The following is a 10,162-nucleotide window of genomic DNA, read 5'->3' as shown; positions in this document are numbered from 1 at the left end:
TTCATCTTCGGGGGTGGTGACCACCACCATGATCGTTAGTGTGTCGACGTCCCTGCCGCCGCTTCGCGTCGTCAGGGCCGCGGGTGAACCTGGGCGTTAGCATTCAAGGAGACACGGAGCGTGAAGCTCTTTTCCTACGTCGTCACTCATGACACAGGATTTTCGCCCAATCCGTTCTGGGGTTGCTGTACTCTTGCCAATTGCAAGCCCGCAATTAGACGCGCCGCGCAGGTTGGAGATTGGATCGTAGGGCTCAGCCCGAAAGCCAGTGGGAACCGCGTAGTCTTTGGTATGAAGGTCGATGAGATTATTGACTACGCGAGTTACTTTCGCGACCAACGCTTTTCCGACAAGATACCTGACTACACCCGAGGCGAAGTGGTTTGGAAGGCGGGGGATAACATCTACAAGCCGCTACAGGATGGCGATTTCGAGGCCATGATCCCAATAACGTCGTTTACATTGCGAAGCCTCAACTACGAATCGATGACTTGGTTGCAAGCCTTCCAGGAGCAGGCGTCTTCTCGCGTTTCTCACCAAGCCATCAGCTGACTGCATCAGATGCCGAAAACGTAACCACTTGGGAGCTTCCGAGTTGGTTCCGTCCCGGTGGAGATCGACACCCTCTTACATATCATGCAGATTTGCAGCGGTGGCAGACGCGAGGTGACCGAACGGTATTGAAGTCTGTAGCAAGAGGGCAGGATTTTGTACTGGATTGCGATGAATACCCAGAAGCGATGTGCTGGGCATGTGATCTGATTCGCCACTCTGATTATGAATGCTAATCGGGTAAGAGCTGACTTTTAATCAGCCCTCCCCACACCAGCCGGCATGCGGGTCCGCACCGGGCGGTTCAGGACGCGGACGCACACTCTGATCAGACGTGGCCCTGCGCCTGCATCCACAGGTCGCGAAAGCCCGCCGCGTGTGGGCGGCGGGCTTTTTCAAAAACAGGCTTACTCGGACTTCGCGTCGAGGCCGCGACGCCCCAGCAGAGGGCCGATTTCGGGTTCGCTGCCGTAGAACTGTTCGAACAGTTCGGAGGCATCCACGCTGCCGCCGCGCGACAGCAGCTTGGCCCGCAGGTAGTCGCCGTTGGCGCGTTGCAGGCCGCCGTGGGTGTGGAACCAGTGCTCGGTGTCGGCGGCCAGCACTTCGCTCCAGATGTAGGCGTAGTAGCCAGCCGAATAACCGCCAGCAAAAACGTGCGCGAAGTAGGGCGAGCGGTAGCGGGGCGGCACGGCATGGAAATCGACACCGTCGGATTTCAGCGCGGCTGCTTCGAAATCCATCACCGCTCCGGCTTCCGGCGCTTCGTCGGCGGAGATCTGGTGCCAGTTCTGGTCGAGCATCGCCGCCGCCAGGTACTCGGTGGTGGCGTAGCCCTGATTGAACTTCTTCGCAGCCAGCACCTTGTCCATCAGCGCCTGCGGCATGGGCTCGCCGGTCTTGTAGTGCTTGGCGTAGTTGGCGAACACTGTGGGCTCGGTGGCCCACATCTCGTTGTACTGCGAGGGGTATTCCACGAAGTCACGCGGCACGTTGGTGCCCGAGAAGTACGGATATTCCACTTGCGAGAACAGGCCGTGCAGGGCGTGACCGAACTCGTGGAACGCGGTGTCCACTTCGTCGAACGTCATCAATACCGGCTCGCCCTCGGGCGGCTTGGGAATGTTGAGGTTGTTGGTGACCACCGGCATCGTGCCGAACAGCGCGGACTGGTCGACCATGCTGTTCATCCAGGCTCCGCCCTGCTTGGTGCTGCGCGCGAAGTAGTCCATCAGGAACAGGCCGAGTTGGCTGCCGTCCTCGTTGAAGACTTCGAACACGCGCACGTCCGGCTGATAAACCGGCAGGTCGGTGCGTTCCTTGAAGCTCAGGCCATAGAGCTTGTGCGCGGCGAAGAACACGCCGTCCTTGAGTACGTGCTCCATCTCGAAGTAGGGGCGAACCTCGGAGGCGTCGTAGTCGTACCTGGCCTTGCGCAGCTTCTCGGCGTAGTAGTCCCAGTCCCAGGGCTGCAGCTTGAAGCTCTTGGAGCCATTCGCTTCGGCCTCGGCGTCGATCTGCTTCTGCAGTTCGGCGGCTTCGCTGCGCGCGTTGGCCACGGCGGCCGGCGCCAGCTCACCGAGGATGCGATTGACGGCGGCCGGGGTGCCGGCGGTCTCGTTTTCGAGCACGTAGGCGGCGTGATTCGGGAAGCCCAGCAGCGCGGCGCGTTGCGCGCGCAGCTTCACCATCTTGGCGATCAGACCGGTGTTGTCGAATTCACCGCTCTGGGCGCGGCCCGTCGAGGCCTTGAAGATGCGCTCGCGCAGGCTGCGGTTTTCGAGCTGGGACAGGGGCGGTTGTCCGGTAGTGTTCTGCAGTGTGATCAACCACTTGCCCGGCAGTTCGCGCGATTCGGCGGCGGCGGCTGCGGCGGCGATCTTGGCATCGGTCAGGCCCTTGAGTTCGGCGACGTCATCGACCGTCACGGCGCCGGCATTGGTCGCTTTCAGCAGGTTCTGCTGGAACTGCGTGGTCAGCGTGGATAGCTGGCTGTTGTAGTCCTTGAGCGTTTCCTTGTCGGAGTCCGACAGTTCCGCGCCGGCGTGCACGAAGTCGATGTAGTAACGCTCCACCAGGCGCAGGCCTTCGGCGTCCAGGCCCAGGGTGTCGCGGCTGTCGTAAAGCGTCTTGATCCGCGCGAACAGGTCCGTGTCGAGGTAGATTGCATCCTGATGCGCGGACAGCTTCGGTGCCATCTCGGCTTCGATCGCGTCGATTTCATCGTTCGAGTTGGACGACGAAAGATTGAAGAACACGGTGGCGACGCGGCTGAGCATGCGGCCCGAGCGTTCCATCGCCAGGATCGTGTTGTCGAAGCTCGCCGGTTCGCTGTTGTGGGCGATGGCATCGATCTCTTCACGCTGTTCGCGCATGCCGGCTTCGAAGCCCGGCCGGAAATCGGAATCGCTGATCGTGTCGAACGGCGGCAGGCCGTAGGGCAGCGTGCTGGGCGCGGCGAACGGTCCGGTGCTGACGGTCGTGGTCATGGTGTCCTTGGTGGGCTTTTCAGGCATGGGCGTACAGGCGGCGGCGAGCAGGCCACCGGCGGCCAGCATCGCGATCAATGCTTTCATGGATTTCCCCGGAATCAAACGTCTAGGATGCACCAATCATCCACATGGTCGCATCCGGTGGCGGTGGTGCGTCTTGCATTCAGCTATGCGCGCTATGCTCGATCGGCATTCATTCCGATGGGCAGAATGCCTTGAAGCGAACACACAAGAGCCTGCTGGCGTTGTTGATCGTGCTTGGCGCCTTGCTGGTCGTGCGGGCCCTGCTGCCGTTCTGGGTGGCTCACTATCTGAACGACAAGCTGGCGAACATGGGCGACTATCGCGGCCATCTGCAGAGCGTCGATCTGGCGCTGTGGCGCGGCGCCTACCGGATCAAGCAGTTCGAGATCCGCAAACGCGATGCGGCCGAAAAAGAGTTCATCCCCTTCCTCGACGCGCCCCTCACGGACATATCCGTGTCCTGGCGCGCCCTGTTCAAGGGCGCGATTGTCGGACGCATTGAATTTGTGAATCCGGAACTGAATTTTGTCGACGGCGCCAGCGACAAGGACGATCAGGCCGGCCAGGGTGTCGATTGGCGCGACACCCTGCAGGGTTTGCTGCCGATCCAGCTCAACGAAGTGGTGGTGCGCGACGGCGCCGTCCATCTGCGCAACTTCCAGTCCACACCGAAAGTCGATGTCTACATGAGCGAGCTGGACGCCACGGTCAGCAACCTCACCAATGCGAACCGCGACGACGGTGCCCAGGTGGCGCGACTCGATGTGACGGCCCTGGTGCTCGGCGGCGCGCCGTTCGAAGCCTCGATGCAGTTCGATCCCCTGGGCGAGCTCACCGATTTCGATCTGGAAATCCGGGCCTTGAACGTGGCTCTGCCGCAGCTCGACGATTTCATGCGTGCCTATGGCGGCATCGATGCGGAGTCCGGAACCGCCGATCTGGTGCTGGAGCTGAATGCCGACCGCAAGCAGGTCGACGGCTACGCCAAGCTGTTGTTGCGTGAGCTGGACATCGTGAGCTGGAAGCAGGATGTGCAGGTCGACAGGGACAATCCCTTCAGCGTGGCCTGGGAAAGCCTGGTCGCCGGCGTGATGGTGCTGCTGTCGAACCAGCCGAACGATCAGTTCGCGACGCGAGTGCCGATTCGCGGCAAGGTGGATGCCGTGCACGGCCAGGTGTTGCCGGCCTTGATCTCGATTGTCCGCAATGCCTTCGTCGAGGCCATGCGCCCCAATTTCGAAGATCAGGACGGTTCATCCGAAACCTCCGAAGCCGACGCCGGGCCCGCAGCCGAAGAACACGGCGACCCCGAAGCGACTGACGCCAGGTCCGCAGACGAGGACTCGCCCCGGTCGATCGGCCCCCGACACGGATCGCCGAAATGAGTGCACGGTGGCATGCCGAACGCAGCGAGGATGCCGGCGCGGTCGTGCACCGGCTGCGAGTCGACGGCCGGCAGATGAGTCACCGCGAGGTGATTGCGGCCTGGTCGGATTCGGCGGCGTTTCGTGAGTTCTATCTGGAATTGCTGGCGGCCTGGCCCGGCCCGGCATTCTTCTGGGAATACCCGCCGCTGGATCGGGACCGGCTCGATCGGCCCAGCGAATTCGTGCTGGTGGATGCCCCGCAGTTGGCACTGATGCCTGCCGATCCGGAGCCGTTCGCATCGATGCTGGTGCCGGTGCCCACACCCGAGCAGCCCGCAGTTTTCGAGAACCTGTCGCGGAACGCGGACCTGATCGTTCCGCGACCGCAGGCCGGTCTTGAACCGGCCGAATTCGCCCATTTCGCCGCGTTCGCGCGGGCCGCGCCTGCGGCCTGCAAGCACGCGCTGCTGGTGGCGCTCGCGCGCGAGTTGCTGGCGCGGATCGACTACAGAACGCTGTGGCTCAGCACCTCCGGTCTCGGCGTGGCCTGGCTGCATCTGCGGCTCGATCATGCGCCGAAGTACTACCAGTACGCGCCCTATCGCGACCCCTCGTTCGAGACCGCGTTCAGCGCGCGCTAGGCGTGGGTTTGGCACAACAGTGTGCTGCCGGTGCGACGACGCGGCGCGAGCTGGCGCCGGACAGGCAGCGAAGCTTACGCAGACACGCAGCCGTGAAACGGCTGCGATCCACGAACAAGAGCTGGAGGGATCATGGCAGTCAAAAAGCCGTTTGTAACCGACATCAAGAACATCCGGGCGCGCGCCCGCGAGCACATGGAGCGCGGCGCCGTGACCGCAGGCTACAAGGCCGACCGGGAAACGGTGCTCAAGATTCTCAACGAAGTGCTGGCCACCGAGCTGGTCTGCGTGCTGCGCTACAAGTACCACTACTTCATGGCCGACGGCATCAACGCCAAGGCCGTGGCTGCCGAGTTCCTCGAACACGCGCAGGAAGAACAGGCCCACGCCGACATGATCTGCGAGCGCATCACCCAGCTCGACGGCAAGCCCGATCTCAACCCGGACGGTCTGCACACGCGCAGCCATGCCGAGTATGTGGAAGGCGAGAATCTCGTCGAGATGATCCAGGAGGACCTCGTGGCGGAACGCATCGCGATCGACAGCTATCGCGAGGTCATCGAGTATCTCGGAAGCGACGACATCACCACGCGCCGCATCATCGAGCAGATACTCGCGCAGGAGGAGGAGCACGCCGAAGACCTCAGCTCCCTGCTTGAAGAACTCAAGGTGGCGGCCCCCAAGCCGGCCAGCGAAGTGCAGAAGCGGCGCAGCAAAAAGAAGTAGCCCGGCTCAGCGTGACAGGTGCCGTTCCAGCACGCGGAACAGCTGCTGCGTCAGCAGCGCCATCGCGGCCGCGGGAACGGCGCCTTCGAGGATCAGCGTGATGTTATCGAGGCGGATGCCGGTGAGTATCGGCTGGCCGTAGCCGCCGGCGCCGATCAATGCTCCCAGTGTCGCCGTGCCGATGTTGATCACGGCGGCGGTGCTGATACCGGCCAGTATCATCGGCAAGGCCAGCGGCAGGTCGATGCGCAGCAAACGCACCCGTCGCGGCAGGCCCAGCGCGGCGGCGGATTCGCGCAGGCCCTGCGCGATCCCGTCGAGTCCGGCCACGGTATTCCGTACGATCGGCAGCAGGCTGTAGAAGAACAGGGCCGCGATCGCCGGCTGCGCCCCGATGCCCAGCAGCGGAATCAGGAACACCAGCATCGCCAGCGCCGGAATGGTCTGCAGTACGGAGGTGGCCGCGAGCACCGCCTGCGACAGACGCGGTCGCTGTGCCGCGAGGATGCCCAGCGGCAGTCCGATCATCAGCGCCAGCAGCAGAGACAGTCCGACCAGGCTCAGGTGCTCCAGCGTGCGTTGCCAGAGGCGCCGCATCAGACGCCCGGCGGAGGCTCCCTTGCCCACCGCCGAATCCAGCCCCAGGAATTCACGGGCGACCTCGGCTTCCGTGCGGCCCTCGATCTTCACCGCAGCGTTCATCGCGCGCATCTGCTGGCGGTCGATGCGTCCCGCCAGCGAATCCAGCAGTCGGCGCAAGGCCGGCGTGTTGTCGTAGGCTTCGGTTCGATACAGCAGCACCGCGTCGTAGCGCGGGAAATAAGTGCGATCATCCTGCAGCGCCCGCAGATCGTAGTAGGCGATCTCGGCGTCTGTGGTGTAGAGGTCGATCACGTCGATGTCGCCGGATTTGATCGCGCGATAGGCCAGATCGTGGTCCATGCCGCGCACTTGCCGTGCATCCAATTGGTAGCGTGTGCGCAGTCCGGGCCAGCCATCGCCGCGGTTCATGAATTCGTTCGAAAGTCCGAAACGCAACCGGGGATGCGCGCGCAAATCGCTGAGCCTTGCGATCCCGAGCGCTTCCGCCTGCTCGCGGCGCACGCCCAGAGCGTAGCCGTTGTCGAATCCCAAAGGCTCGGAAATACCGATGCCGAGCGATGCCAGCCTTGCGGTCAGCGCTTTGCGATCGAAACGCCTGGCATCGGGCAGCAGTTCCTGGGTCAGCGTGCCGCTGTATTCTGGATACAGGTCGATGCTGCCGTCGCGCAGTGCGCGCCACAGGATGGCGCTGCCGCCCAGCGCCCGCCGGTGTTCAGTGTCGAGGCCCTGCGACCGGAGCTGTCGTGTCGCGATCTCGCCGAGCACCACCGATTCGGTGAAATTCTTGGAGCCGACGCGCAGCTCGGGCGCAGCCTGCAGCGGTGCCGCGGCCATCAGCAGGGCGAGGATCGGTGCGGCCCTCATGGAGCCTCAGGCAGCGGCCGCCGCGCCGCGACGAAGCGCCTGACGAAGTCCGAGGCCGGTCGCGCGCGCAGATCGTCCAGGCTGCCGTCCTGCACGACGCGGCCTTCGGCCATCAGCATCAGGCGCGGTGCCAGGAAGGCTGCTTCGGCGAGGTCGTGGGTGACCAGCAGCACGGTCTTGCCGAGTGTGGCGAACATGTCGCCGAGGTCCGCCTGCAGTTCGTGGCGCACGATCGGGTCCAGCGCGCCAAGCGGTTCGTCCAGCAGCAGCGCCGGCGGGTCCAGCATCAGCGCCCGCATCAATGCCACGCGTTGGCGTTGGCCGCCGGACAGGGTTTGCGGGCGGCGGTGCAGCAGGTCGTCGGCAAGCTGCACTCGTGCCAGCAGGTCCTCGGCGCGCGTGCGGATGCGCGCTGCCGTCCAGCCGAGATGGCGTGGCAGCAGCGCCAGGTTGTCGAGCACGCTGAGGTGCGGGAACAGCCCGCCGTCCTGAATCACGTAACCGATGCGGTGGCGAATCGCGTCGAGATCGCAGTCGTCGAGCGCTTGGCCGTCGACCGAGACGCGGCCGCTATCCGGTCGCTCCAGCCCGAGCAACAGGCGCAGCACCGTGGATTTGCCCGATCCGCTGCTGCCGATCAGCGCCGTGGTGGTGCCCGATTCGATGTCCAGGCTCAGGCCGTCGACCGCAGCGATACCGCCATAGCGGCGGCCGACCTGTTGCAGCGAGAATCTCATCGGCGTGGGGATCCGGGCGTGGTCAGGTGCTCAGCCTATCGCGTTGTCGCCGGCGGCAGCAGCACGCGGCAACGTAACGGCAACGTAAGATGAGACCTCCTTGCTTTTCGCGAGCCCCACGCATGTCCTTCGAGTTGTCCTTGCCGATTCCGCTGTCGCTGTTGCTGCGCGATGCCGCCCTGGGCGAAGTCGAGTCGGCACGCTCGGCGCTCAAGCGTGGTCGCCCCAAGGACATCCATTCGGCACGCAAGCATTGCAAGAAGCTGCGGGCGCTGCTGCAGTTGCTGCAGCCCGTGCTGCGGCGGCGCACGCGGCGCTCGCTGGACCATGCGGTGCGGGACGCGGCGCGCGCGGTGGCGGTGCGGCGCGAGGCCCGGGTGATGAGCGAGACCCTGGAGACGCTCGCGCAGCGCCATGAAATGTATGCGGACGCGCTGCTGGCGCTGCGCGAGCCGGTGCGCAAACAGGTCCGCCGCCACGCCGAACCGCAGGGCACGAGAATCGCGCTCGACAGGCTGGACACGGTGCGCGAGGCGATCGAGATCTTGGATCTGGAGACGGCCGATGCCGCGGCGCTGGAGCGGGGCCTGCGCCGCAGCTACCGCAAGGCGCGCAAACGCGCACGTGTCGCGGCGGAGAATCCGCAAGCCGAGCGCCTGCACGAGTGGCGCAAGCGCAGCAAGGCGCACGCCTATGCCTGCGATCTGCTGGTGCCCTTGTGGCCGGTGCTGGAAGATCGCAGCCATCGCCTGTCCATGCTCAACGACGCGCTGGGCGAGCATCACGATCTGGCCGACCTGCTGCGCGCGCTCGATGCACTGGACAGTATCGATCCGGCGCTGCGGGTGGTGATCGAAGCCGAGCAGCAAGGCTGCGCGCATGCGGCGCTGGCCTTCGGCGACGCCTTGTTCGGCGACAAGGCGAAACACTGGTCACTGGCGCTGGAGGATCGTTACGGCGGCGGTGACTGAGCAAATCCAGATGCCTGTGCGGCTTCCGCGGGGAGACCGATGAAACGCTTGATCGTCATTGCGATGATCGTGGTGGGGCTGGTGCTGGTATTCGCTGTCGGCGGTCCCGACCGCGACGACACCGGCGGCCCGGCGCTGGCCTCCGACCAGCGGCTGGCCGCCGCCTTTTCCCGCCATGAAAGCGGGTTGCAGGTCCAGGGCGGCGGTACCGTGATCGCGGTGCTGCCGGACGACAACAAGGGCTCGCACCATCAGCGGTTCGTGCTGCGGCTCGAATCCGGGCAGACCTTGCTGATTGCGCACAATATCGATCTGGCGCCGCGCATCGAACGTCTGCGCGAAGGCGACTTCATCACCTTCAGTGGCGAATACGAATGGAACCCGGAAGGCGGCGTGGTGCACTGGACGCATCGCCATCCGGCGGGCCGGCACGCGGATGGTTGGCTGCAGCGCGCCGGGCAGATCTACCGATAGACGAAGTGTTGGATCAGGCGTCGCGCTCGTGGCGGAGCACGTGTGCTCGTGGCGATCCTTCCCAGCGCAGCTCCAGCCTGCGCGCACGCCGCACATTGCCCACCAGGCTCGGTTGAAAGCAGGCGACGCAGCTGCCGCCGGCGCGTCGCACGCTGGGATAGACCACGCCGAGCGAATGCGCCTCAAGCAGTGCCTCGGCCAGAGCCTGGGATTCGCGGTAGCTGTCCGGCGCCAGATAGGCCGCGTAGCGATCATCGTCCGCGCGCAGGTCGTGCAGGTTCGCACTGAGGTCGGCCTGATATTCGTCGTAGCTGACGCTGTCTTCGTAGCGATCGATCTCGGCCAGTTGCACCGTCTTGTGGAATACCACTTCGGCCTGCGCGGTCGCCAGTTCGAAGGCGGCGTACCAGGCGCCGCGCTGCGGGCCGCTGAAACGTGCGCCCAGCGGGTTAGGGTGGCAGAAGGCCGCGTTGATCACACGGTAGTTGGGAACGCCGTAGACCAGTTCACGCGCTGCGATGCCGGGGTTGGCATCGTTTTCCGCGTGCAGGCGTTCGTTGGTGGCGTGGTCCAGGTCGAACAGGGCATCGAGATGCTGTTCGTCATCGGCGATGCGCGCCAGCACGCTTTCGTTGCCGGGGCGAAAGCGTGTGGGTATCAGTCGGTGCGTGTCGTAACGCCGCACCAAGCGGGTCGGCGGCAGGCGCATTC

11 protein-coding genes are annotated in these 10,162 nt (G+C 64.6%); 7 read left to right on the top strand and 4 right to left on the bottom strand.

Annotated elements, in window-relative coordinates:
• Window positions 1–120: 120 nt before the first annotated feature.
• Together RM530_RS12350 and RM530_RS19005 are read left to right on the top strand one after the other, a co-directional pair.
• Window positions 121–552: an Nmad2 family putative nucleotide modification protein gene (locus RM530_RS12350; RefSeq protein ID WP_311365542.1), complete on the top strand. Its 432-nt coding sequence runs from the start codon at window positions 121–123 to the stop codon at window positions 550–552.
• Window positions 492–788, top strand: coding sequence for an Nmad3 family putative nucleotide modification protein (locus RM530_RS19005; protein WP_432276094.1), 297 nt, complete (start codon window positions 492–494; stop codon window positions 786–788). The genes RM530_RS12350 and RM530_RS19005 overlap by 61 nt, the downstream gene beginning before the upstream one ends.
• A gap of 171 nt (window positions 789–959) precedes the next feature.
• Here the strand turns inward: RM530_RS19005 and RM530_RS12345 are convergent, their stop codons facing one another.
• A complete protein-coding gene (locus RM530_RS12345) occupies window positions 960–3,068 on the bottom strand; it encodes a M3 family metallopeptidase (RefSeq protein ID WP_349256233.1) in 2,109 nt (702 codons plus the stop codon).
• Between the two features lie 191 nt (window positions 3,069–3,259).
• On the opposite strand from RM530_RS12345, the gene RM530_RS12340 reads away from it, so the two are divergent.
• From RM530_RS12340 to RM530_RS12330, 3 genes are all read left to right on the top strand, one after another.
• The gene (locus RM530_RS12340) at window positions 3,260–4,453 is read left to right on the top strand and encodes a DUF748 domain-containing protein (protein WP_311365540.1); all 1,194 of its coding nucleotides are present in this window, start codon (window positions 3,260–3,262) and stop codon (window positions 4,451–4,453) included.
• On the top strand, window positions 4,450–5,076 hold the full coding sequence (locus RM530_RS12335; protein WP_311365539.1) for a DUF6940 family protein: 627 nt from the start codon (window positions 4,450–4,452) through the stop codon (window positions 5,074–5,076). Before RM530_RS12340 ends, RM530_RS12335 begins: the two co-directional genes overlap by 4 nt.
• A 132-nt stretch (window positions 5,077–5,208) precedes the next feature.
• On the top strand, window positions 5,209–5,802 hold the full coding sequence (locus tag RM530_RS12330) for a ferritin-like domain-containing protein (RefSeq protein WP_311365538.1): 594 nt from the start codon (window positions 5,209–5,211) through the stop codon (window positions 5,800–5,802).
• 6 nt (window positions 5,803–5,808) lie between these two features.
• Here RM530_RS12330 and RM530_RS12325 read toward each other — a convergent pair whose 3' ends face one another.
• Both RM530_RS12325 and RM530_RS12320 read right to left on the bottom strand, forming a co-directional pair.
• Window positions 5,809–7,269 carry an ABC transporter permease/substrate-binding protein gene (locus tag RM530_RS12325; RefSeq protein ID WP_311365537.1) on the bottom strand — a complete coding sequence of 487 codons (1,461 nt, stop codon included), beginning with the start codon at window positions 7,267–7,269 and terminating at the stop codon, window positions 5,809–5,811.
• Complete coding sequence (locus RM530_RS12320; protein WP_311365536.1) at window positions 7,266–8,006, bottom strand: ATP-binding cassette domain-containing protein; 741 nt, start codon at window positions 8,004–8,006, stop codon at window positions 7,266–7,268. The genes RM530_RS12325 and RM530_RS12320 overlap by 4 nt, the downstream gene beginning before the upstream one ends.
• A gap of 122 nt (window positions 8,007–8,128) precedes the next feature.
• Here RM530_RS12320 and RM530_RS12315 point away from each other — a divergent pair, with 122 nt between their 5' ends.
• Together RM530_RS12315 and RM530_RS12310 are read left to right on the top strand one after the other, a co-directional pair.
• Window positions 8,129–8,977: a CHAD domain-containing protein gene (locus tag RM530_RS12315; RefSeq protein WP_311365535.1), complete on the top strand. Its 849-nt coding sequence runs from the start codon at window positions 8,129–8,131 to the stop codon at window positions 8,975–8,977.
• A 39-nt stretch (window positions 8,978–9,016) separates the two neighbouring features.
• Window positions 9,017–9,451: a DUF3465 domain-containing protein gene (locus tag RM530_RS12310; protein ID WP_311365534.1), complete on the top strand. Its 435-nt coding sequence runs from the start codon at window positions 9,017–9,019 to the stop codon at window positions 9,449–9,451.
• A 13-nt stretch (window positions 9,452–9,464) separates the two neighbouring features.
• Here RM530_RS12310 and RM530_RS12305 read toward each other — a convergent pair whose 3' ends face one another.
• The gene (locus RM530_RS12305) at window positions 9,465–10,160 is read right to left on the bottom strand and encodes an RES family NAD+ phosphorylase (protein WP_311365533.1); all 696 of its coding nucleotides are present in this window, start codon (window positions 10,158–10,160) and stop codon (window positions 9,465–9,467) included.
• Window positions 10,161–10,162 lie beyond the last annotated feature (2 nt).

The sequence above is a fragment of the Banduia mediterranea genome, assembly GCF_031846245.1.
GTDB lineage: Bacteria > Pseudomonadota > Gammaproteobacteria > Nevskiales > Nevskiaceae > Banduia > Banduia mediterranea.
Note: the sequence above shows the minus strand (reverse complement) of the source record. Positions and strands in the feature narration are given on the sequence as shown.

Excerpts from the sequence above, each read along its gene's own strand:
- RM530_RS12310 (WP_311365534.1), top strand. The coding sequence starts at position 9,017 with ATGAAACGCTTGATCGTCATTGCGATGATCGTGGTGGGGCTGGTGCTG.
- RM530_RS12325 (WP_311365537.1), bottom strand. The coding sequence starts at position 7,269 with ATGAGGGCCGCACCGATCCTCGCCCTGCTGATGGCCGCGGCACCGCTG.
- RM530_RS12305 (WP_311365533.1), bottom strand. The coding sequence starts at position 10,160 with ATGCGCCTGCCGCCGACCCGCTTGGTGCGGCGTTACGACACGCACCGA.
- RM530_RS12335 (WP_311365539.1), top strand. The coding sequence starts at position 4,450 with ATGAGTGCACGGTGGCATGCCGAACGCAGCGAGGATGCCGGCGCGGTC.
- RM530_RS12330 (WP_311365538.1), top strand. The coding sequence starts at position 5,209 with ATGGCAGTCAAAAAGCCGTTTGTAACCGACATCAAGAACATCCGGGCG.
- RM530_RS12345 (WP_349256233.1), bottom strand. The coding sequence starts at position 3,068 with ATGCCTGAAAAGCCCACCAAGGACACCATGACCACGACCGTCAGCACC.
- RM530_RS12320 (WP_311365536.1), bottom strand. The coding sequence starts at position 8,006 with ATGAGATTCTCGCTGCAACAGGTCGGCCGCCGCTATGGCGGTATCGCT.
- RM530_RS12315 (WP_311365535.1), top strand. The coding sequence starts at position 8,129 with ATGTCCTTCGAGTTGTCCTTGCCGATTCCGCTGTCGCTGTTGCTGCGC.